We start from the raw sequence: 23716 nt of genomic DNA, 5'->3' as shown, positions 1-23716 counted from the left end.
AATCAGGAGAATGCAAGGAATGGAGAAATACACAATAAGAGGCCAGTGATAACAATAATGACCAGTGAGACACCTTTATATTTATGCAATGCAGGGACTTTATAGACCAGCCAGGCTGGAATTAAGCACCCTACCATGCCAAATATTGGGCTACAGATTGAGGTAAAACTTAATACCGGAGCGTTCAGTACAATCGCACTCCATGCCAGTAATATGGCGAATACCATAATTCCACGCTGCACCCATTTCTCATTAATTTTTTCTGCAGGCATTTTACGGCGCAGAATATTAATCACTATACCCTGCGTTGCTTCACGGAACCCGAGATAAACCCCAAAGAATGCGGTCATAACAGCGAAGATATTTAATATCACGCTGACCACAGTGACCCATGCCCCGGCATTTCCGTTAATAAACTGGGCGGCAATAGCCAGCGCTGAAATATTTTGCTCATACGCTTTTACCGCCTCGTCATGACCCATCGCAAGAGTAAAAGAGACTGCATAAAAGAAAACGGTCACAAACAGAATGCCAAAAGCGATGTTCATCGCACGCAGCGCTTTGAAACGAGCCACTTCGCGTGATTTTTCTTTAGAACGGTACGAAATAACCATCGGGCTAAGCGTCTGGATAAACAGAATAGACGTCAGCGTAAATGGCAGCGTAATAATCGCATTCTTCAGCAGCAACCCCATTGGCGGCAGCGTGCCGGCGTTATACAAGTGCCACATCCCGACCATAGAAACACCCAGCGCGGCGACCACTAAAAGCTTGGTTAGCACCATGTATCTTGAAACTTTAAATAAGAGCTTTTCACCGCGGGATGAGATGGCGACCAGAATACAAATCAGCACCAGGCCATAGAAGGGGTTATCCGATAACAGGCCTTCTGTGACGCCAAACGTATGTAAATAAGAGGCACTGTCATTAGTGATGGCTGTGGAGTAAACAAACATCCAGATAACCAGCATAATAAAATAGAGTAAACCCAATAATATCCCCCAGTTTTTACCCAAATAACCGCTTATCACACTCGGGTAATCTTTACACTCCGGGGATTCCGCCAGCGTATTAATAAACAAACGCTGAAACAGATACATTGCTGGATAGCCGACTATCGATGAAAGAAGGAAAACCCATAATCCCATTAATCCAACCTGAACGGGTAGAAAAACTATTCCCGCACCAATTGCCATGCCAATACTCATAATGATCCAGCCGACATCAGTGCTGTCAAATTTGGTGGCGGCTTGCCATTCACTTTCAGTCATTCCTGCACGATTCGATGCCGGAATATTAACGGCAGTAATGCTTCCTGTTTCCATAAAATGCTCGCTTTAATGTGTAGGTTTTAATTATGAGTGTTTATTACAGAGTGATTTCCCAGACCATTAAAAACATGAAGACGTGTTTTCTGGTCTTATTCGAATGTAAAAAGGATAGCGCGTGCGGAGGAGAAAAAATTTGCTACTCAATCTGCGCATTAGCAATAAAAGAGAAAATAATCCTCCATTCAGAGAAATATATTCAGTTTTGATTCACACTTTGCATTTTGTGTAGGAAATAATTATTCCAGAAGTTGAGTGGAGCACTTAAGTAGTTATTTTTAAACGATTTTTACTAAATTATTTGTTTTTAAGCGAATTCAGACTCAATAGGGCAGTGTGAGCTGACGCAACAAGCGAGGTTAATAGCCTGTAACATCAGAGAACGAGTATTTTGATGCACTTCACACTCTGGCATCGCTTTAGCAGGAACCTCTGATTATTGTTTCAATAAGGTTAAGGTTAAGATTTTTCTCCTATCATCAAGACATTTTCTCACAGTAAACGATCACGAAAGACGGTTAACTCGCGTTTCCCCATTCTCAATCCCCAACTGATAAAGCGTAAACGGCGTATGTTTTTCAATAAATGTGGCCAATTCTGGCGAATGGCTGGTTAACCAGATTTGCGTGTAGCGACTCGCTTCGGCAATCAGGCGAGCAAGCGCCGGTAACATCTGGGGATGCAGGCTATTTTCCGGTTCATTCAATGCAATAAAGCGCGGTGGACGCGGACTCAGTAGCGCCACGGTCAGGCACAAAAATCGTAATGTCCCATCGGAAAACTCAGCCGACTCCAGCGGGCGGTTAATCCCCTGCCGGTGCATCATCATCTGGAAACGCCCGTTACTGTTATCACAGAAAAATGTGCATTCAGGGAAAGCTTCATCCAGCACCTCAAACAGTAACTCGCTATCACCAATTTCAACGATGGTCTGAAACGCAGCGGCCAGGTTTAGCCCATCACCCGCTAACACTGGCGAACGGTAACCAACCTGCGGCAAGCGCAACCCGGCACCTTTTGTGATATCGAACTCATGGTAGAAACGCCAGTTACGCAGCGTTTCACGGGCGCTGGAAACTTCAGGATAAAGGTGTGGCTCGCCAAGCTGGCCGAACAAAGACTCGTTTTCGTAAAGCGTGGCGGCATGCGTCACTTTCTCACCGTTTACGTCGTTGAGAAAAACAGCCTGGTTGCGGCGATGCATAATTGACGAAGAAGGCCGGCGGCGAAAACCACTCAGCCAGATTTGCTCTTCTTTTACGATGGGATCAAGGTCAAACATCGTTGGGTACGGTAACTTGTCCGGGAAGCCGACCTGCAATTCGTATTCAAAGTCGTCGGTATCTACAGCAAGTGTCATACGTCGTGGCGCACTGGTATACCCTTTGGCACGATCGCCTGCCCACATAACCTTTTGAATCCCACCTTCATCAGACAACCAGTGTGACAACTGCCCCATTGCTGCGCCGTGGATCAAATGGATTGCTTTATAGATATTGGATTTACCGCAACCATTCGGGCCGAAAACCACGTTCAGCCGCCCCATATCAATGGAGAGTTTGCGCACAGATCGGTAGTTGTCGATGAAGATGGATTTGATCATGACAGTGCTGCCTGGTGATGAAAGGAGTTCTACTATGGTAATGGAAGGCAGAAAAACAAAAACCCCGCCGAAGCGGGGTTTTTGTTGAATGGTTGAAGCTGACCGATAAGCCGGGTTCTGTCGTGGACAGTCATTCATCTAGGCCAGCAATCGCTCACTGGCTCAAGCAGCCTACCCGGGTTCAGTACGGGCCGTACCTTATGAACCCCTATTTGGCCTTGCTCCGGGTGGAGTTTACCGTGCCGCGAACTGTTACCAGACGCGCGGTGCGCTCTTACCGCACCCTTTCACCCTTACCTGATCCCGCTTGCGCGGGCCATCGGCGGTTTGCTCTCTGTTGCACTGGTCGTGGGTTACCCCCCCAGGCGTTACCTGGCACCCTGCCCTATGGAGCCCGGACTTTCCTCCCCTCCGCCCGTCTCCTTCCGAAGAAGGACGACGACGAAGCGGCGACTGTCTGGTCAGCTTCGGCGCGGATTATAGAGGGTTTGCGCTCCCCTGTCACGCCTTCCCACAACTTGAATTATTTAGGGGAATCTAAGATGTAGTATTCATCCCAATAGCCACCGCTGCTGCAATATTGCGCGAAGCACGGTAAATATTATCGAACGCATTTTTCAGCGCCTCTTCGAGCGTACCAATACTAGTCAGCACGCTAAACACGGCATCAATGCCATATTGATGGACAACCGCCACATCACTGGTCAACGAGCCCGCGATACCAATCACCGGCTTGTGGTACTTTTTCGCCACCGCTGCCACACCCACCGGCACTTTGCCGCGGATACTCTGACTATCCATACGCCCTTCACCAGTCACCACCAGCGAGCAATCATGAATATGTTCTTCAAGGCGCAAAGCTTCCGTCACTATCTCGACTCCGCTACGCAGTTCCGCGCCGAGAAACGCCATTAATGCCGCGCCCATGCCACCCGCAGCTCCCGCCCCAGGCGCGTTTTTCACATCAATACGTAAGTCTTTTTTAATTACATCAGCAAAATGAGCAAGATTGGCATCCAGCTCAAGAATCATCGCTTCATCGGCCCCTTTTTGTGGCCCAAAAACACGTGAAGCGCCGTTATCACCAATTAATGGATTCGTCACATCACAGGCAACGTTAATCACACAGTCAGCCAAACGACTATCGAGACCTGAAATATCGATGCTGTTCAGGCTCATTAAGCTGCCACCACCGTGACTAATTTCTTTCCCGACTGCATCGCACAGTTTCGCGCCCAGCGCCTGCACCATGCCCGCGCCGCCGTCGTTAGTTGCGCTGCCACCAATACCGATAATAATGTTGCGCGCACCGTTATCCAGAGCCCGTAAAATCAGTTCTCCAGTACCGTGCGAAGTCGTAATCAGAGGATTGCGGTTCACAATGGGCACCAGTGCAAGCCCACTGGCTTCAGCCATTTCGATAAACGCGGTTTGACCGTCACCGGACAGACCCCAATATGCTGTAACAGGCTCGCCTAGCGGCCCTGTCACCGTAGTGGTGATTTTCTTGCCCTGTGTTGCACTGATCATGGCATCGACCGTACCTTCCCCACCATCAGCAACCGGGACAGATATGTATTCCGCATCAGGAAATATTTCGCGGAATCCTTTTTCAATAGCCTGTGCCACATCAACCGCTGAGAGGCTTTCTTTATAAGAGTCGGGTGCGATTACGATTTTCATAATGAGTCCATGCCAAAACAATAGGGCCGAGAAAACCGGGCACCCAAGAGGTGCCCATCTCTTTTATTTACTGACTTCTACTTTCGCCAGTTTTTCGTAGTAGCACGCGATTGCGCTATGGTCATCGTTACCATGGCCGTCTGCACGCAGCGCTTGCATCATTTCCATTACTGCCGCAGTCAGTGGTAATTGCGCGCCCACACCGTGGGAAGTATCCAGCGCGTTCGCCAGATCTTTAATGTGCAGGTCGATTCGGAAACCAGGCTTGAAGTTGCGATCTAAAACCATCGGCGCTTTCGCCTCCAGAACGGTGCTACCTGCAAGGCCACCACGAATCGCCTGGAAGACTAATTCTGGGTTTACACCCGCTTTGGTTGCCAATACCAGTGCTTCAGACATCGCAGCAATGTTCAGCGCTACAATCACCTGGTTTGCCAGTTTGGTGACGTTGCCCGCACCGATATCACCGGTGTGCACCACGGAACCGGCCATTGATTTGAGCAGGTCGTAATACTTGTCGAAAATCGCTTTATCACCGCCAACCATGACGGACAGGGTGCCTTCGATAGCTTTAGGTTCGCCACCGCTCACGGGCGCATCCAGCATATCGATGCCTTTTGCTTTTAGTGCTTCACTAATTTCGCGGCTCGCCAGCGGTGCGATGGAACTCATGTCGATAACGACGGTGCCCGATTTTGCCCCTTCGATAATGCCGTTTTCGCCCAGCGCCACTTCTTTAACGTGTGGGGAGTTAGGCAGCATGGTGATAATCACATCGCACTGCTCAGCAATATCTTTTGGTGTGGCGGCAGTTTCTGCACCGGCTGCGATAACTTCAGCAATTACCTCTGCATTACGGTCGGCAACCACCAGTGAATAACCGGCTTTGATGAGGTTTTTACTCATTGGTTTGCCCATGATACCCAGGCCAATAAACCCAACTTTCAGTGTCATAATTCAGTCTCTCTTTTCAGGTGGTGGTTATTTTTTAAAAGAATCAGCCAATTTCTGGGTTGCCGAGCGGAAGCAGCCTAAATCACTGCCCACAGCCACGAAGGTGGCGCCCCATTCCATATAACGACGCGCGTCAGCTTCAACTGGTGCCAGAATGCCGGCTGGTTTACCGTGTGCTTTGGCACGGGCAAAGATGTGTTTGATGCATTGCTGCACATCCGGATGCGAAGCATTACCCAGATGGCCTAATGCCGCAGCAAGGTCACTTGGCCCAACGAAAATCCCATCAACACCGTCGGTTGCAGCGATGGCATCTACGTTATCAACGCCCTGCTGGCTTTCAATCTGAACCAGGATAGAGATGTTCTTGTTGGACTGCGCAAAGTAGTCCGGCACGGTGCCAAACATATTGGCGCGGTGTGAAACGGACACCCCACGAATCCCTTCCGGTGGGTAACGGGTTGAAGACACCGCCAGCTCAGCCTCTTCCTGCGTTTCCACAAACGGGATCAGGAAGTTATAGAAGCCGATATCCAGCAGGCGTTTGATGATCACCGGGTCATTGGTCGGCGCGCGCACCACGGCGGCACTTTCGCTGCCTTTTAATGCCATCAACTGCGGAATGAATGTGGTGATATCGTTTGGTGCATGTTCGCCATCGAGCACAATCCAGTCGAATCCAGCCAGGCCCAGCACTTCCGTACTGATAGGATTTGCCAGTGCAGACCAGCAACCGATTTGCGTCTGGTGTGCTGCCAGTGCTGCTTTGAATTTATTTGGGAAAACGTTGCTATTCATGAGCCTTACCTTAATTTTGTGGTTGCTTACTTCTGCAATTCCATACGTTTAATGTCACCCACTACGAACAGATAACAAACCATCGCTGCCAGTGCCGAGCAACCAACGAAAATCAGTGCCGCATTGAAGGAGTGGAGTTCGCTGACCAGGTAGCCAATCACCAGTGGCGTTACTATAGAAGCGACGTTACCGAACACGTTAAACACAGCACCGCACAGGCCGACCATCTCTTTTGGTGCGGTGTCGGCAATTACCGGCCAGCCCAGCGCGCCAAAACCTTTACCGAAGAAGGCAAATGCCATCAGGGTGATAACCAGAGCCGTGCTTTCGGTGTAATTACAAAGAATGATGGTTGAAGCAAGCAACATCCCGAGAACAATCGGTATCTTACGAGCAACGGTCAGTGAGTAACCGCGTTTGATTAACGAATCGGAGAATACGCCGCCCAACACACCACCGGCGAAACCACACAGCGCCGGAATTGAAGCGACCATACCCACTTTCAGAATCGACATACCTTTATCTTGCACCAGGTAAATCGGGAACCAGGTCAGGAAGAACCAGGTAATGGTGTTAATGAAGTACTGACCAAAGAACACACCCAACATCATACGGTTAGTCAGCAACTGCTTGATGTAATGAAGTTTTGGTCCTTCAACCACGGCACCCGGTTTTTTGTGGTCCATATCAACCACTGCGCCGCCTTGAGTGATGTAATCCAGCTCTTCTTTTGACATACGCGGGTGGTCAGTCGGGTTATGGATAAACTTCACCCACAGGAAGGTCAGCACAAAACCGATACCGCCCATCACGGTAAACACATGCTCCCAGCCCCATGCGAAGGTCAACCAACCGAGCAATGGAGAGAACAACGCCAGCGAGAAATATTGTGCAGAGTTAAAAATGGCAGAAGCCGTTCCGCGTTCTTTAGTAGGGAACCAGGCCGCAACAATACGGGCGTTGGCAGGGAAAGAAGGCGCTTCAGAGAACCCGAGCATAAAACGCATGATAAACATGGAGATACCGGCGTAGGCTAGCGGCACCATATCAACAAAGCCCTGCATGAACGTAAACAGCGACCAGAAAAACAGACTATAGGTATAAACTTTCTTCGAGCCGTAGCGGTCAAGTAACCAGCCGCCAGGGATTTGCATTAACAGGTATGCCCAACCAAATGCCGAGAAAATATAGCCCATTGAGATTGCACTGAGCTGTAATTCTTTAGCAACTTCAGTACCCGCAATAGAAAGAGTGGCGCGATCTGCGTAGTTAATCGTCGTTACAATAAAGATAATCAATAATATTAAATATCGTGTGTTCTTACCTTTTTTCGACTCAACTGCTGTATCCAAAATCATTTTCTACATCCTCTGTTGCGGGTACTTTATTCAAGGATTTTTTATTTATATAAAGCAATATTTCACGAATATATTTTCGGGATAACGCTGCTCTCTGAAATTAACCTGGTGTTTGTCATTCGCAACACAGTATAGCCAGCAAATAACAAATGGACATTAGGCACACGCCCAATTGATAACACTTTAAAAGCCAAATAATTAAACTTATGCACATGTTTGTGGGGTGTATTGCACAATTTCATAGATAACCCTCCCTGGTTAGCAATGCCTCACAATATAAAGTGATCTCGCTCACATTTTTATTTCTCACAGCCTGACATTCTTTATTTAGCTTGTGAGAAGTCACGATTAGAAAAATTCTGGAGAATAGCGGCAATGTCGAATATTGAAATTAAACAACAACCCCCTGGTTCTTTTTATATAAAAGTTCATGAGACAGATAACGTCGCTATTATTGTTAATGACAATGGTCTGAAAGCCGGCACTCAATTTCCGGATGGACTGGTACTTATCGAACATATCCCGCAAGGTCATAAAGCTGCACTGGTGGATATTCCTGCCCACGGTGAAATTGTCCGTTACGGTGAAGTGATTGGTTACGCGGTGCGTGATATTGCTCGCGGTAGCTGGATTGACGAATCATTAGTGGAGTTGCCAAAAGCGCCTCCGCTCAACACCCTGCCATTAGCCACTAAAGTGCCAGAGCCATTACCGCCGCTGGAAGGTTATACCTTCGAAGGTTACCGCAATGCAGACGGCAGCGTCGGCACCAAAAACCTGCTTGGCATCACCACCAGCGTGCATTGCGTTGCGGGCGTGGTGGATTATGTCATCAAAATTATTGAACGTGAGTTGTTGCCACGCTACCCGAATGTCGACGGCGTAGTTGGTCTGAATCACCTTTACGGCTGTGGTGTGGCGATCAACGCGCCTGCAGCGGTCATCCCTATTCGCACTATCCATAACATTTCTCTGAATCCAAACTTTGGCGGCGAAATTATGGTGATTGGCCTGGGCTGTGAAAAACTACAGCCAGAGCGTCTGCTGGAGGGTACCGATGACGTTCAAACTATTAATGTTGGCGATGCAAGTATCGTGCGCCTGCAAGATGAACACCACGTCGGCTTTAAATCGATGGTCGATGACATTCTTAACGTCGCTGAGCGCCATCTGGTCAAACTGAACCAACGCCAACGTGAAACCTGCCCGGCGTCTGACCTGGTTGTGGGTATGCAGTGCGGCGGTAGCGATGCGTTCTCAGGCGTGACTGCGAACCCAGCTGTTGGCTATGCATCTGATCTGATTGTGCGTTGCGGTGGAACAGTCATGTTCTCTGAAGTCACTGAAGTACGTGATGCCATCCACCTTTTAACACCGCGCGCCATCAATGAAGAAGTGGGCAAACGCCTGCTCGAAGAGATGGAATGGTACGACAACTATCTTGATATGGGTAAAACCGACCGTAGCGCCAACCCGTCCCCGGGCAACAAAAAAGGTGGCCTGGCAAACGTGGTGGAAAAAGCACTTGGTTCAATTGCTAAATCAGGCCAAAGCGCCATTGTTGAGGTGCTTTCACCAGGACAACGCCCAACCAAACGCGGCCTGATTTTCGCAGCAACCCCTGCCAGTGATTTCGTTTGCGGCACACAGCAGGTGGCCTCAGGTATTACGGTACAAGTGTTCACAACCGGGCGCGGTACGCCGTACGGTTTGCTGGCTGTGCCTGTCATTAAAATGGCGACCCGTACTGCACTGGCCAACCGTTGGTATGACTTAATGGACATCAACGCCGGCACCATCGCCACGGGCGAAGCAACCATTGAGGATGTGGGCTGGGAGTTATTCAAATTTATTCTTGATGTGGCGAGTGGTCGTAAGAAAACCTTCTCAGATCAGTGGGGGCTTCATAATGCACTGGCCGTTTTCAACCCAGCGCCGGTGACCTGATACTCATCATACTTCAAGCTGCAGATGCGTTGGCTGCAGCCGTGCGCCCCGGTGACATAGTTACTATGCTCCCGGGGTCTTACGGCCTGGTTGCCTTACCCCGGCACTTTTTCGCGGCAAACCTTCAACACCAATTGCCGCAGCCAGCGATGCGCTGGGTCTGCTTCCGAACGCGGATGCCACATCAACGACACCGTAATCTCATTGGTTTTTACCGGCAGCTCAAAAACATAAAGCCTGGCCTCACCTGAATTGCCATTCAACCCCGGCTGGTTAAGCAAGAAAGTTGCTGGCACCAACGCGACTAAATCTGACGCCTGCGCCACCGCAATCGCCGCGGGAAACCCAGGCACCATCGCCGCAATTTTGCGGCTTAAATTCAGTTCTGCCAGCAACACATCAACCGGCCCCGTTCCTCGTTCATGGCGGGAAACCACGACATGCCCCAGCTCGGCATACTTCGTGGCGGTAATATCACCGTCTTGCTCCAGCAGATGATTTTTTCTAACCACACCAACAAACTTATCCCGATACAGCGCCGTTAAGCGTATTTCTGGCCCCATCTCCCCAAGTACACCGATCTCAAGATCAATTAAACCTTCACGCAAATACTTCACCGTTTTCTCGGGTTTTGGCATAAAGCGCAGTTGTACCAAAGGCGCAACGGCGGCTACCGCAGCAATCAATGCAGCACCAAATATCTCGATAAACCCGGCGTTAGTACGCAAGGTAAAACTGCGCTCAAGTGTTGCAAGATTAAGAGCATCCGATGAAGGGCGAAGTATTGCCCGAGCTTCAAAGACGGCATTTTGCGTGCGCTCACGAATATCTTCAGCATAAGGAGTCAGCACCATATTACGCCCAGCTCGCACCAGCAGCGGATCGCCAGTGATGTCGCGCAGGCGGCTTAATGTCCGACTCATCGCAGAGGCACTTAATCCAAGACGACGCGCAGCCCCTGCCACACTGCCTTCGGCAAGAAGAACATCCAGAGCGATAAGTAAGTTCAGATCGGGTTCAGTCATAAACTTAATAGTAGCGTGCGCGTTGAAATGGAAGAAGGCGTTTGGTGCAGGTTATTAATGCAAATGCTGCGCCTTCCGCCTTATCTGCGGTGCCGCTATATTTCTGGCACTCATCAGAGATAAAGAGTTTTAACCGATGGCACTATTTACCAATCAACCAGGCGATGAAGGATTACCGGGCCGCGAACGCGGCTTAGCGATGGCCGCTGTTATGACCATGACTACTATGGCCGTGTTTGACGGCTCGATGATAAACATTGCCTTGCCACAAATAGCACACTCGCTGGACGCTTCATTAGGTGCCACCGTCTGGGTTTCCAACGGATATTTATTATCGGCGGCGATGACGTTGGCGATATTTGCCGCCCTTTCCAGCCGCATAGGCTTTCGCTCGATTTTCGCCTTCGGCCTTGGCCTTTTCACGCTGGCCTCTGTGGGATGTGCGCTCTCATCGTCACTGGATATGTTAGTTATCATGCGGGTTTTGCAGGGTATTGGTGGGGCGGCAACATTAAGTATTGGCCCAGCGATACTACGCTCAGTTTTCCCCAATCGCCTTTTGGGGCGAATACTTGGCCTGAACGCGCTGCTGATTGGCACGAGTACTGCCATCGCACCGCTTCTGGGAGGCACAATTCTTTCCACATTGAGTTGGCCATGGTTATTTGCGATTAATATTCCTCTGGGCATTATCTCTTTATTGCTAACACTGCGTGTTGTTCCCCATAACCCGGCTTTAAAACGCGAATCGTTCGATTATGCCGGAGCCTTACTTTCGGCAATTGCGTTAGGCGCACTGATTATGGCCGCAGATGCTTTTACCCATCCCGGCAATGGCGACCTGACTACTGCTGTGATTTTCGCAAGCATCGCCATTCTCACCGGACTTGCGTTTATCTGGGTTCAGCGCCGCGTTGCTAAGCCTTTGCTTCCGCTAAATATCTTTGCCTCTTCACGGTTTTCGTTGGCAGCACTCACTTCGCTGGCCTCCTTTGTCAGCCAGGGCATCACGTTCATTGCACTGCCGTTTCTTTTTCAGAGCGTTTACGGTTACAGCGCACTTGTCTCAGCACTGCTTTTCACTCCATGGCCGATTGGCATTATTCTGGCGGCACCTCATGCCGGACGCCTTGCCGACCGATATTCAGCCGCAATAATCTCAACAGTAGGGTTGTTTATCTTCGCCATCGGTCTTGCTTTGCTGGCAATACTCCCGGAACACGCACAAGCGTGGGACATCTGTCTGCGCAGTTTGATTTGTGGAATAGGTTTTGGCTGTTTCCAAAGCCCGAATAACAAAGAAATGTTGTCCAATGCCTCTCGGGAAAACAGCGGATATGCATCCGGTGTTCTGGCAATCATGCGCACCTTCGGACAGTGCCTGGGCGCCGCCTTTGTCGGTGTGATGATGTCGATTTATGCGCAAAACAGCGCAGTGCATTTCAGTCTGTGGATGGCAGTTATCGCAACGGTGTTAGCGATTATGCTGAGTGTTAGCCGCTTACGGGGATATAAATTAGCAGCAGGATAAGGTGAACCCAGGTCGGTGTGGTTTGCGCCACACCTTTTTATATCACCCGCCAGAATCCTTTCTTTGTCGCTCCCATTCGCTGAAGTTTTCCTTTCTCCTGCAGTGACTTGATATTCCTTTCAATCGTTCTGCGGCTTCTGCCAAGCACTTCGATCAATTCAGTAACGGTTGCATGAGGTTTATCAGCTAATACCGTAAGAAGTTGGTGTTCGCTGACACTTATTTCTCCCGCCACTTCTACCGCCACTTCTACCGCCACTTTGGCGGTTCTACTTTGCTCAGTAGCAATGCCTTCACTCAGACCCTCAATTAATTTCTCGAGCATAAAATCTATAAAGAGCGTGCAATCGCTTGCCCGATCACATTCACCTAATACCTGGTAATAGCTTTTCTGTTGATTATGAATGATGGTTTCCACTGGCAACCACGCGAGTTCTTCACGCCACTCGCTCAGAATAAGCGTTTGCCATAACCGCCCCATTCGACCATTCCCGTCTACGAAAGGGTGAATAAATTCAAACTCATAATGAAAAATGGAACTCGCAATCAGAGGATGAACGTCCGTTTGATCCAACCAGCCAAGTAAATCTGCCATTAAGCGTGATACCTGATTAGCAGGTGGGGCCATATGGATTAATTGTTTCTCCCTGTAGACCCCAACATTGCCTGTTCTGAATTGTCCTGGTGCATCTACCAGGCCAGTCATTAAAATCCGTTGCGCCGCTAGCAAGTCCTGAACACGCCCACTTTTCCAGGAAGACATCGCCTCATAAGCAATAATAGCGTTACGGACTTCCTGGATATCTTTGGCTGGAGCCAACACACGTTTACCGTCCATGATGGCGGAAACCTGTTCTGTTGAGAGACTATTATGTTCAATTGCAAGCGAGGCCTGGATGGTACGAATACGGTTTTCTTTACGTAGCATCGGCGATGCTTGTTCAGCATGCGCAGCCCAGCGACCTAACAATTCACCAATCTCGACCACTCGATTAATAATAGATGGAGTGATACTAAAAGGCGGTTGGTAACCAGCCATAAGTCAGCCTCCTGCATGAAACGAACATTACAATTTCTATTCCCCAACCAATACCACTTCAATCCCGACTTTACGCAGCCCATTCAGGCTTTCCGCAGGAATCCCCACATCAGTAATAACCATATGAATGCGTTGGGTATCGATGATTTTATGCAGGCTTGAGCGGTTAAATTTACTGGAATCCGTGACCACGATAATACGCTCGGCCACTTCACACATCCGGCGGTTAAGACGCGCTTCGTCTTCGTTGTGAGTACTCACGCCACGCTCAAGATCGATGGCATCGACACCCAGGAACAGAATGTCGAAGTGATAGTTTTGCAAAGATTGATCGGCCTGATCGCCATAGAATGACAACGACTGGCGGCGCAAATGCCCACCGGTCATCAGCAACTCCACACCTTCAGCTTCAAGCAGCGCATTCGCCACGTTCATGCCGTTGGTCATCGCAATCACATCCTTATGGTTGCGTAGATGGCGTGCAATTTCATACGTGGTAGTACCGGAGTCCAGAATCACCCGATGACCTGGTTTGATAAGATCCGCCGCCACACGCGCAATGCTGCGCTTGACCGAAGTGTTCAGAGAGCTTTTATCCTCAACGGTCGGTTCAACCGCAGCCGTTCCCGAATCGCAAACCAATGCCCCGCCATAAGCACGCACCGCAACGCCCTGCTTTTCCAAAAAAGCCAGATCGTTACGGATCGTCACCGTCGAGACACCAAAAAATGATGATAGATCATTAACCTGCACGCTTCCTTGTTGACGAAGACGCTGAATGATCTGCTCACGCCTTTCACTTGTACCTGTTACACGCCTGTCCGTTGCTGCGTCGGTATTATTCATACATGATCCTTTCATAAAACCTTTCGTTTCATTTCACTTTGTCTATTAACACCTTTCTTTTCGCGGAAAGCAAGCCTTTACATCGCGTGCTGCATTCACTGTCATTGTGTCAAATAGGCTTTCATTATGTTTCTTTTGCGAAACAGATCTCAATTCTATTATCTTTCGTTTTGTTTTTATCGCACGATACACCACTATTAAATGAAACAAATCGAAAGACAAATAGATAACCAACCCATACGGAGAGGAAAGTGAAACATTTAACCGCGTTTGTGGCCGACCATAAACAGGATTCAGGATGTGGCATTTTTGCCGTTTGTTCTGCTCACCCGTTAGTTCTCGAAGCGGCGATGCGCCATAGTCGGGACGAAAAATCTCTCTTATTAATAGAAGCAACGTCCAATCAGGTCGATCAACACGGTGGTTATACGGGAATGACACCGGAGGACTTCCGTGGTTTTGTCGAAAAAATGGCAGACAAATACCACTTTCCACGGGAGCAACTCATTCTGGGGGGCGATCACCTTGGTCCGAACCGTTGGCAGGCTCTGCCCGCAGAAGAAGCGATGCGTAACGCAGACGAGCTAATCCGTTGTTATGTCGCAGCAGGTTTCAAAAAGATTCATCTCGATTGCAGCATGTCTTGCGCAGATGACCCGGTTCCTCTGACCGACACCATTGTTGCCATGCGTGCCGCCCGGCTTGCAAAGATCGCAGAACAAACCTGTATTGAGAAATTTGGCGCTTCCGATCTGGTGTACGTTATCGGCACTGAAGTTCCTGTTCCTGGTGGGGCGCACGAAACGCTGGCAGAACTCGCCGTCACGACACCACAGGCCGCAAAAACAACGCTCGAAGCCCATCGCCATGCGTTTGAATTACAAGGTTTGAGCGACTTGTGGCCACGCATTATCGGGCTGGTTGTCCAGCCAGGCGTGGAATTCGACCACACGCAGGTTATTGATTACCAACCTGAGAAATCACTTTTCTTAAGCCAGATGATTGAAGCCTTCGACACCATGGTGTTTGAAGCGCACTCCACCGATTACCAGACGCCACAGGCATTACAGCAACTGGTACAAAACCACTTTGCGATTCTGAAAGTCGGTCCGGCACTGACCTTTGCACTGCGTGAAGCACTGTTTTCATTAGCCGCAATCGAACGCGAATTACGCCCAGCACATAAATGCTCCGGGCTCCGCGATGTTCTTGAAAGCGTGATGCTTGAGCACCCTGAATACTGGAAACACCATTATCACGGCAATGACAGCGATCGCCGTCTGGCACGTGGATATAGCTTCTCCGACCGCGTTCGCTACTACTGGCCAGATCATGACATTGACGAAGCGTATTCAAGACTTCTTACCAATCTGGCTGGTGAATCCATACCTTTGCCACTGATCAGTCAGTATCTGCCACTTCAATACGCTAAGGTCCGTGAAGGAAAAATCGCGGCAACGCCGCATGAACTGATTATCGACCATATCCAGGACGTGTTGCGCCAGTACCATTGCGCCTGTCTGGGCACACAGCAATCCAAATAACACAATGATAATAAGAGGAAAATAACATGCCAAACATTGTATTAAGCCGCATTGATGAGCGACTAATTCACGGCCAGGTTGGTGTTCAATGGGTCGGTTTTGCTGGTGCAAACCTTGTCCTCGTTGCCAACGATGAAGTCGCAGAAGACCCCGTGCAGCAAAACTTGATGGAGATGGTTCTGGCAGAAGGGATAGCCGTGCGTTTCTGGTCACTGCAAAAAGTTATCGACAATATTCACCGTGCAGCAGACCGCCAGAAAATCCTGCTGGTTTGCAAAAACCCGGATGATTTCCTGACTTTAGTGAAAGGTGATGTGCCTGTTACGCGGATCAACGTCGGCAACATGCACTACGCAGAAGGCAAACAACAAATCGCGAAAACCGTCTCTGTGAATGACCAGGATATTGCTGCTTTTAATGGCTTACAAAAGGCCGGAGTAGAATGTTTTGTTCAGGGTGTGCCGACGGAATCCGCTCAGGATCTCTACAAACTCCTCTGAGGTATTTTCTATGGAAATTAGCTTATTACAGGCATTAGCGTTGGGTATTCTGGCCTTTATTGCCGGTCTGGATATGTTCAACGGCCTGACGCACATGCACCGCCCGGTTGTGTTAGGACCACTGGTTGGCTTGATTCTAGGGGATCTTCATACCGGTATTTTGTGTGGCGGTACGCTGGAGCTGGTCTGGATGGGGCTTGCACCACTTGCAGGCGCACAGCCACCTAACGTGATTATCGGCACCATCGTCGGCACCACTTTTGCTATTACCACTGGCGTGAAACCTGAAGTTGCGGTCGGCGTCGCAGTACCATTCGCCGTTGCGGTGCAAATGGGGATTACCTTCCTGTTCTCCATTATGTCCGGCGTAATGGCCCGCTGTGACCGAATGGCAGAAAATGCCGATACCGATGGTATCGAGCGTGTTAACTATCTGGCGTTACTGGCTCTCGGCATCTTCTATTTCCTGTGTGCATTCTTGCCAATCTATTTTGGCGCAGAGCATGCAAAAACAGCCATCGACATGCTCCCTGCTCGTCTGATTGACGGCCTCGGTGTCGCGGGCGGCATCATGCCAGCCATCGGTTTTGCCGTGCTGCTGAAAATCATGATGAAAAATGTCTACATCCCTTATTTCATTCTCGGCTTTGTGGCTGCCGCCTGGCTAAAACTACCGGTGCTGGCCATTGCCGCCGCCGCGTTAGCAATGGCGCTGATTGATTTCTTACGCAAAGACCCGGCACCACAGCAACCCACTCACGTGAAGCAAGAGGAATTTGAAGATGGTATCTAACGAACAGACTCTGCCGGGCGTCAACGTAGCGGACACCACGGCAGTCGAGAAGAATGACAACGTCTATGAAGATCAAAGCATCGGCGCGGAACTGACAAAACAGGATATTAACCGGGTGGCATGGCGTTCCATGCTGTTACAGGCCTCATTCAACTATGAACGTATGCAGGCATCAGGCTGGCTCTACGGTTTGCTGCCGGCGCTGAAAAAGATCCACACCAATAAAAACGATCTGGCTCGCGCCATGAAAGGCCACATGGGGTTCTTCAACACCCATCCGTTCCTCGTGACCTTTGTTATCGGCATTATTCTGGCGATGGAACGCTCTAAGCAGGATGTGAACAGCATTCAGAGCACTAAAATTGCCGTGGGTGCGCCGCTGGGCGGGATTGGCGATGCCATGTTCTGGCTGACCTTGTTGCCTATTTGTGGCGGTATCGGGGCGAGTCTTGCGTTACAGGGTTCAATACTCGGCGCAGTGATCTTTATCGTACTGTTTAACGTCGTTCACCTCGGCTTGCGTTTCGGTCTTGCTCATTACGCTTACCGCATGGGTGTGGCAGCTATCCCGCTTATCAAAGCCAACACTCGCAAAGTAGGTCATGCCGCGTCTATTGTTGGGATGACGGTGATTGGTGCGCTGGTTGCAACTTATGTTCGCCTGGCGACTACGCTGGAAATCACAGCGGGCGATGCCGTCGTAAAACTGCAAACTGACGTTATCGATAAGCTGATGCCGGCCTTTTTACCACTGGTTTATACCTTGTGCATGTACGCGCTGGTGCGCCGTGGCTGGAGCCCTTTGCGCCTTATTGGTATCACGGTTGTGTTGGGTGTTGTCGGGAAGTTCGCCCACTTCCTGTAAGTGAATCCCTGTAAGCGAGATAAAACAATATGTTAAGCATTATTCTTAGCGGTCACGGTGGCTTTGCCACCGGTCTTGAAAAAGCGATGAAGCAGATTCTTGGTGAGCAAGAGCAGTTTATCGCCATTGATTTCCCTGAAACATCTTCAACGGCATTGCTCACTTCACAGTTTGAAGCAGCCATTGGTGAATTAGACGAAAGTGAAGGGCTGGTGTTTTTAACTGATTTACTTGGCGGTACCCCCTTCCGCGTTGCTTCAACCATGGCGTTAGAGCAGCCGGGACGCGAAGTGATTACCGGTATCAACCTGCAACTACTACTGGAAATGGTGCTGGAACGCGACGGGCTAAGCAGTAAAGAATTTCGCCTACAGGCACTGGAATGCGGCCATCGTGGCTTAACCAGTCTGGTCGATGAAATGGGACGTTATCGCGAAGCAGAGGCGGTCGAGGAAGGAATATGACCACGCTACTGCGAGCCAGGCGCGTTCTTACCGAGCAAGGCTGGCTAGACGATCATCAGTTACTTATTGATAACGAAACGATTGTCGCCATCGAACCCATTCCTGCGGGAACGATGGCGCGTGATGCTGAACTGTTATGCCCGGCGTACATTGATATTCATGTCCACGGAGGTGACGGGGTTGATGTTATGGATGACGACCCCGGTGTTCTCGACAGGCTGGCGAAACATAAAGCTTGTGAAGGTGTGGGTAGCTGGTTGCCCACAACAGTCACAGCTCCGCTTGCCAACATTGAACGGGCATTACAGCGAATCGCGCAGCGCTACTATCACGGTGGGCCTGGTGCCGCCGTGCTGGGAAGCTATCTCGAAGGGCCATATTTTACGCCGCTCAATAAAGGTGCTCATCCGCCTGAATTATTCCGCGAACTGAATATTGCCGAGTTGGACAGGTTAATCACCGTGTCGCAAAACACCTTACGAGTGGTAGCACTGGCACCTGAAAAACCGGAAGCACTCGAAGCAATCAGGCACCTTAAAAGCCGTGATGTACGCGTCATGCTTGGCCATAGTGCCGCCAGTTATGAAGAAACCATTCAGGCATTTGATGCCGGAGCAGACGGGCTGGTGCATTGTTTTAATGGTATGACCGGCCTGCACCACCGCAACCCGGGCATGGTCGGAGCCGGTTTAACCGATAAACGGGCATGGCTTGAGTTAATTGCTGATGGGCATCACGTTCATCCTGCCGTCATGAATATTTGTTGTAGCTGCGCAAAACCTCGCGTTTTGCTGATAACCGATGCCATGAGTGCAGCAGGTATGCCTGATGGCGACTACTCGATTTGCGGATACCCGGTGACAATGCGCGACGGGATCGTACGCACTGAACGCGGCGGGCTGGCAGGAAGCACTCTGGCGCTTGATGCCGCAGTACGAAACCTGGTGAATAACGTGGGCGTTTGTGCCGAAGATGCCATTCATATGGCGTCGCTGCACCCGGCAAAAATGCTCGGATTAGATAAAGATTTAGGTTCGATAGCCGTGGGGAAACGCGCCAGTTTAATTGCACTAAACCCACAATTAAGGCTTCAGAACATCTGGATTAGTGGCCAGAGATTCCTCCTGTAGTACTTTCGTTGCTCCTCACTTTTGTCTGTCGCTTTCACCGCGACAGACCTTTCTTTTCCTTTCGTTTAAAATCACTTCGACTATCTAATATTTAAGAATAATCATTTAAATCAATGAAATAATTAAAACAGATCCTTTTCTGGATCACATTTTTCGTTTTATTGCTTTTCTTACATTGACCTTTCGTTTTCTTTTCTATAGATTTTATTTAAGCATGAAGTTGAGTAAATGAAACAAAACGAAAGATTGTCCTGTACTGCTTTGTGCTACTTCCGATGATCTTGCACTGCTAAGGACTGAGTTATGAGCGAAACCCAATCTGCCTGTCTTTCCGGCACATCAACCTGGACTGAAAAAGAGATCCGCCAACAGCCGGAAAGCTGGATCCGATCGTTAAAAAATATCGGTAATCAACGTAGCAGCATCAACGCATTCCTTGATCCTTTGCTGCATAACACCTCGCTAAAAATTATCCTGACGGGTGCAGGAACCTCCGCATTTATTGGCGATATTATTACGCCGTGGTTATCACGCCACACCAGGAAAAACTTTGTTGCCGTACCAACCACCGACCTTGTTACCAACCCGACTGATTACCTGTCCGAGGAAGAACCGACTTTACTGGTCTCTTTTGCCCGATCCGGTAACAGCCCGGAAAGTGTGGCGGCGGTCGATTTAGTCAACCAACTGGTGAAAGATTGCTATCACCTGGTCATTACCTGCAATGAAGCCGGTAGCCTGTATCAAAATGCCGCAACAAGTGGCAACTCACTGGCACTGCTAATGCCTCCGGAAACTCACGATCGTGGCTTCGCCATGACCAGCAGCATCACCACCATGATGGCAAGCTGCCTGGCCGTGTTTGCACCGGATGTTATCAACAGCACCACTTTCCAGGATGTGGCTGACCGCTGTGAAGAGATCATTGCTTCACAAGGTGATCTCAGCGAAAGCGTGTTCGGTGATTTGCCTTTCAGACGTGTCGTCTACCTCGGCAGCGGCGGCTTGCAAGGTGTAGCGCGTGAATCCGCCCTGAAAGTTCTGGAACTCACAGCCGGAAAACTGGCGGCATTTTATGACTCCCCTACCGGGTTCCGTCATGGCCCTAAATCGCTGGTTAACAACGAAACATTAGTTGTGGTCATGGTTTCAAGCCACCCGTACACCCGCCAGTACGACCTTGATTTGCTGGCTGAGTTGCGCCGTGACCAACAGGCCCTGCGCGTAGTCGCTATCTGCTCGTCACCTTGCCCGGAAGTGGAAACAGGGCCACACATCTGGCTGCCACCTTCCCGAGAGTTCATCGACATTGAGCAGGCTTTCTGCTTCCTGATGTATGCGCAAATTTTCGCACTGACGGAGTCCGTCAAAGCGGGAATTACCCCTGATACCCCTTCCGCCAGCGGCACGGTCAACCGTGTTGTGAAAGGTGTCGTCATTCACCCGTGGAAAGGCTGAGAGGATTACAACATGAGTATTATTTCCACCAAATATCTTCTGCAAGATGCGCAAGCCCGAGGTTACGCCGTCCCTGCATTTAATATTCACAACGCAGAAACCATCCAGGCGATTCTGGAAGTCTGCAAAGAGATGCAGTCGCCGGTGATTCTTGCAGGCACGCCTGGCACCTTTAAACATATCGCTTTTGAAGAGATCTTTGCCTTGTGTGAAGCCTATTCAGAAAGCTATGACATGCCACTGGCACTGCATCTTGATCACCATGAATCGCTGGCGGATATCAGCCGTAAAGTGAACGCAGGGGTTCGTAGCGCCATGATCGATGGCAGCCACTTCCCGCTTACTGAGAACGTGCGCCTGGTAAAATCTGTAGTCGATTTTTGCCACCGCCATGATTGCAGCGTGGAAGCAGAGCTAGGCCGCCTCGGCGGTGTGGAAGACGATATGGATGTCGATGAAGAAAGCGCCTTCCTGACCGACCCACAAGAAGCACGCCGCTTTGTCGAACTCACTGGTATCGATAGCCTTGCGGTTGCCATCGGCACGGCACACGGGCTTTATACCAAGCGCCCAAAAATCGATTTCCAGCGCCTGGCTGAAATCCGTGAAGTTGTGGATATTCCGCTGGTTCTGCACGGCGCAAGCGATGTGCCGGACGAATACGTCAGACGCGCCATCGAACTGGGTGTGTGCAAAGTGAATGTTGCAACCGAATTAAAAATCGCCTTTGCCGACGCGGTAAAAAAATGGTTCGGCGAAAACCCAGAAGGCAACGACCCGCGTTATTACATGCGCGTCGGCATGGATGCGATGAAAGAAGTGGTGCGCAGTAAAGTCACCGTTTGCGGTTCTGCCAACAAATTAATTCCTGAAACTGAAACCTCGTTATAAATCTCGTGCTTTAAAGCGTTACCTGGAAAACCGGGTAACGCTATCAGTCGGTTTGAAACTTGCCTCGAAAACTTCGCCCCCAAGGACAAACGATGAAGAAAATCATAAAGAGCTCGATATTATTACTTCTGGTTTCACACTCAAACCGATCTATGGCGCGTTCCGGGTGATTACAGCAAGCCTGTCATTGTGACGTTGAAACCGCTGGAAACACTGGTTATCGAAGCAACACCAGTTGCCAGGGCGAAATAAGGTTTACCCAGGAATGCGTTAAACAATAAACCCGCGAAAGCGGGTTTATTCATTTAAGAATGTTAGTGTCTCGATTCTGCGTTTATCTTCAGCAATCAGCACGATACCAAAATGCTCAACATCTGGATGAACACTCCAGATTTTTTCTTCTGGGATGCTAATCCCATCATAAATTGCTTTCGTCCCGTCATAAGGGAAAAACAGACCTGCATCGGAGTCCAGAATGAATACGGACAGGGCATTCGAACTTTTCGCAATCTTCTGCCACAAAGCTTTCCCGCCTTCGTACTGCGTATTATCACTCATTAAAATGACACCGCATTTGATAACCAAAGCTTCATATAATTGCGTAGCGAAGCCTAGTTCTTGATAGCGCCTATCAACACAAACGCCTTCCACTTGAAGTACGCTTGAATCTTCCCAGAACCGCTCTACTGAAATGACATTATCGCCAATAGCTTTTTGGTTATTTAATTCCAACATAGCAACGGCAACATGCCGGAGCTCGCCACCCACATCCTCTAATTCAGCTTTCACAATAGAGGCGCGAGGTGTTTTTTTATCGAAGATAATAAGGTAACGCTTTTCAGCGATGTTTATTTCTTCAATCACTTCAAACGAACGCGCAATCGCTGAGGCACTATAAGAAAGAGGCATCACTATCATGTTTGAATCCCCACGAATCAACACCGGCATAATTTGCTCATCCTGAACAGACTAAAGTATGAGCAAACTACCATCGCTTATTTAAACCACACTAACAATAGTGATACCTGTAATGAAAGAGTGCGAACATGCTCGGAGAACGCTACTTTTCGCTGTTTTCTAAAGCATATTTATACAGCGCATTTTTCTTCACGCCGTGAATTTCAGCCGCAAGTGCTGCGGCTTTTTTCAGCGGCAGTTCAGTTTGGAGCAGAGCAAGAGTACGCAAGGCATCGGCTGGCAGCGCGTCATCGACAGGGGCTTTGAAGCCTTCGACAATCAACACCATCTCACCTTTGCGGCGGTTTTCGTCTTCTTTAACCCAGGCAGTCAGCTCACCAATCGGTGCGCCGTGAATTGATTCCCAGGTTTTTGTCAGCTCACGCGCCAGTACCACGTAACGTGATTCACCGAGCACAGCGCATATATCGTCTAAACTATCGAGCAGGCGGTGCGTAGATTCATAGAAGATGAGCGTGCGAGGTTCTTGCTCAATGGCTTTGAGTGCATCGCGACGGCCTTTGGATTTTGCAGGAAGAAAACCTTCGTAGCAGAAGCGGTCAGAAGGCAAACCAGCAGCACTTAATGCAGCAATCGCGGCACACGGGCCTGGCAGCGGCACCACGCGAATACCTGCTTCGCGGCACGCACGCACCAGATGGTAACCAGGATCGTTAATTAATGGCGTTCCTGCATCAGACACAAGCGCAATGCTTTGCCCTTCTTGCAGCTTTGCCAGCAGGGTTTCTGCTTTTTGTTGCTCGTTATGATCATGCAATGCGAACATCCGCGCATTAATCGCAAAATGTTGCAGCAGTAAACCGGTATGGCGAGTATCTTCGGCGGCAATCAGGTCAACGCTTTGCAACACGGCTAATGCCCGCTGTGTGATATCGCCGAGGTTACCGATGGGTGTCGGAACGATGTAGAGCGTGCTGGCAGAAATAGCCGCCGTTTCGAGTTGTTTCATTGTTTCATCCGTATTGCCGATTTAATATTGAA

21 protein-coding genes and 1 other RNA gene are annotated in these 23716 nt (G+C 49.5%); 10 read left to right on the top strand and 12 right to left on the bottom strand.

Annotated features, from left to right (window positions below; genetic code table 11):
* Positions 1-2: 2 nt before the first annotated feature.
* The 7 genes from IX31_RS19810 to IX31_RS19785 all read right to left on the bottom strand — a co-directional run bounded on the left by IX31_RS19810 (position 3) and on the right by IX31_RS19785 (position 7724).
* Positions 3-1325 carry an SLC5/6 family protein gene (locus IX31_RS19810; RefSeq protein ID WP_034461318.1) on the bottom strand — a complete coding sequence of 441 codons (1323 nt, stop codon included), beginning with the start codon at positions 1323-1325 and terminating at the stop codon, positions 3-5.
* Between the two features lie 508 nt (positions 1326-1833).
* Entirely contained in the window at positions 1834-2931 is a 1098-nt protein-coding gene (locus tag IX31_RS19805) for an AAA family ATPase (RefSeq protein WP_034461317.1), read from the bottom strand.
* A 90-nt stretch (positions 2932-3021) separates the two neighbouring features.
* Positions 3022-3400: RNase P RNA component class A (rnpB, locus tag IX31_RS22110), an RNA gene on the bottom strand.
* A gap of 68 nt (positions 3401-3468) precedes the next feature.
* Complete coding sequence (garK, locus tag IX31_RS19800; protein WP_034461316.1) at positions 3469-4614, bottom strand: glycerate 2-kinase; 1146 nt, start codon at positions 4612-4614, stop codon at positions 3469-3471.
* 63 nt (positions 4615-4677) lie between these two features.
* The gene (gene garR, locus IX31_RS19795) at positions 4678-5568 is read right to left on the bottom strand and encodes a 2-hydroxy-3-oxopropionate reductase (protein WP_034461314.1); all 891 of its coding nucleotides are present in this window, start codon (positions 5566-5568) and stop codon (positions 4678-4680) included.
* Between the two features lie 27 nt (positions 5569-5595).
* Positions 5596-6366, bottom strand: a complete 771-nt coding sequence (gene garL / locus IX31_RS19790; RefSeq protein ID WP_034461311.1) for a 2-dehydro-3-deoxyglucarate aldolase — start codon at positions 6364-6366, stop codon at positions 5596-5598.
* A 26-nt stretch (positions 6367-6392) separates the two neighbouring features.
* On the bottom strand, positions 6393-7724 hold the full coding sequence (locus tag IX31_RS19785; RefSeq protein WP_034461310.1) for an MFS transporter: 1332 nt from the start codon (positions 7722-7724) through the stop codon (positions 6393-6395).
* A 375-nt stretch (positions 7725-8099) separates the two neighbouring features.
* On the opposite strand from IX31_RS19785, the gene garD reads away from it, so the two are divergent.
* Positions 8100-9671, top strand: a complete 1572-nt coding sequence (gene garD, locus IX31_RS19780; RefSeq protein ID WP_034461308.1) for a galactarate dehydratase — start codon at positions 8100-8102, stop codon at positions 9669-9671.
* Positions 9672-9766: 95 nt separating this feature from the next.
* Here the strand turns inward: garD and IX31_RS19775 are convergent, their stop codons facing one another.
* Entirely contained in the window at positions 9767-10696 is a 930-nt protein-coding gene (locus IX31_RS19775) for a LysR family transcriptional regulator (RefSeq protein ID WP_034461306.1), read from the bottom strand.
* A gap of 136 nt (positions 10697-10832) precedes the next feature.
* Between IX31_RS19775 and IX31_RS19770 the strand changes: the two genes are divergently transcribed.
* Positions 10833-12227: an MFS transporter gene (locus tag IX31_RS19770; protein ID WP_034461304.1), complete on the top strand. Its 1395-nt coding sequence runs from the start codon at positions 10833-10835 to the stop codon at positions 12225-12227.
* 37 nt (positions 12228-12264) lie between these two features.
* On the opposite strand, the gene IX31_RS19765 is transcribed toward IX31_RS19770, so the two are convergent.
* Positions 12265-13266 (bottom strand): Fic family protein, encoded by a 1002-nt coding sequence (locus tag IX31_RS19765; protein WP_034461303.1) that lies wholly within the window; start codon positions 13264-13266, stop codon positions 12265-12267.
* A 36-nt stretch (positions 13267-13302) separates the two neighbouring features.
* Complete coding sequence (locus IX31_RS19760; RefSeq protein WP_034461302.1) at positions 13303-14112, bottom strand: DeoR family transcriptional regulator; 810 nt, start codon at positions 14110-14112, stop codon at positions 13303-13305.
* 251 nt (positions 14113-14363) lie between these two features.
* Between IX31_RS19760 and kbaZ the strand changes: the two genes are divergently transcribed.
* The 8 genes from kbaZ (at position 14364) to kbaY (ending at position 21757) form a co-directional block, all read left to right on the top strand.
* Positions 14364-15656 carry a tagatose-bisphosphate aldolase subunit KbaZ gene (gene kbaZ, locus IX31_RS19755; RefSeq protein WP_034461300.1) on the top strand — a complete coding sequence of 431 codons (1293 nt, stop codon included), beginning with the start codon at positions 14364-14366 and terminating at the stop codon, positions 15654-15656.
* Between the two features lie 26 nt (positions 15657-15682).
* Positions 15683-16156 carry a PTS N-acetylgalactosamine transporter subunit IIB gene (agaV, locus tag IX31_RS19750; RefSeq protein ID WP_034461298.1) on the top strand — a complete coding sequence of 158 codons (474 nt, stop codon included), beginning with the start codon at positions 15683-15685 and terminating at the stop codon, positions 16154-16156.
* A gap of 10 nt (positions 16157-16166) precedes the next feature.
* Positions 16167-16949, top strand: a complete 783-nt coding sequence (agaW, locus tag IX31_RS19745; protein WP_034461297.1) for a PTS N-acetylgalactosamine transporter subunit IIC — start codon at positions 16167-16169, stop codon at positions 16947-16949.
* Positions 16939-17814 carry a PTS N-acetylgalactosamine transporter subunit IID gene (gene agaE, locus IX31_RS19740; RefSeq protein ID WP_034461296.1) on the top strand — a complete coding sequence of 292 codons (876 nt, stop codon included), beginning with the start codon at positions 16939-16941 and terminating at the stop codon, positions 17812-17814. The genes agaW and agaE overlap by 11 nt, the downstream gene beginning before the upstream one ends.
* Positions 17815-17843: 29 nt before the next feature.
* Positions 17844-18278, top strand: a complete 435-nt coding sequence (gene agaF, locus IX31_RS19735) for a PTS galactosamine/N-acetylgalactosamine transporter subunit IIA (protein ID WP_034461294.1) — start codon at positions 17844-17846, stop codon at positions 18276-18278.
* Entirely contained in the window at positions 18275-19408 is a 1134-nt protein-coding gene (gene nagA / locus IX31_RS19730; protein WP_034461293.1) for an N-acetylglucosamine-6-phosphate deacetylase, read from the top strand. Before agaF ends, nagA begins: the two co-directional genes overlap by 4 nt.
* Positions 19409-19711: 303 nt before the next feature.
* Positions 19712-20866 (top strand): SIS domain-containing protein, encoded by a 1155-nt coding sequence (locus tag IX31_RS19725; protein ID WP_034461292.1) that lies wholly within the window; start codon positions 19712-19714, stop codon positions 20864-20866.
* A gap of 12 nt (positions 20867-20878) precedes the next feature.
* Positions 20879-21757, top strand: coding sequence for a tagatose-bisphosphate aldolase subunit KbaY (gene kbaY, locus IX31_RS19720; protein ID WP_034461291.1), 879 nt, complete (start codon positions 20879-20881; stop codon positions 21755-21757).
* Between the two features lie 297 nt (positions 21758-22054).
* Here the strand turns inward: kbaY and IX31_RS19715 are convergent, their stop codons facing one another.
* Together IX31_RS19715 and rsmI are read right to left on the bottom strand one after the other, a co-directional pair.
* Positions 22055-22705: a hypothetical protein gene (locus IX31_RS19715; RefSeq protein WP_034461290.1), complete on the bottom strand. Its 651-nt coding sequence runs from the start codon at positions 22703-22705 to the stop codon at positions 22055-22057.
* Between the two features lie 112 nt (positions 22706-22817).
* Entirely contained in the window at positions 22818-23684 is an 867-nt protein-coding gene (rsmI, locus tag IX31_RS19710; protein WP_034461288.1) for a 16S rRNA (cytidine(1402)-2'-O)-methyltransferase, read from the bottom strand.
* Positions 23685-23716: the final 32 nt, after the last annotated feature.

It is taken from the genome of Buttiauxella noackiae (assembly GCF_000737905.1).
GTDB lineage: Bacteria > Pseudomonadota > Gammaproteobacteria > Enterobacterales > Enterobacteriaceae > Buttiauxella > Buttiauxella noackiae.
Note: the sequence above shows the minus strand (reverse complement) of the source record. Positions and strands in the feature narration are given on the sequence as shown.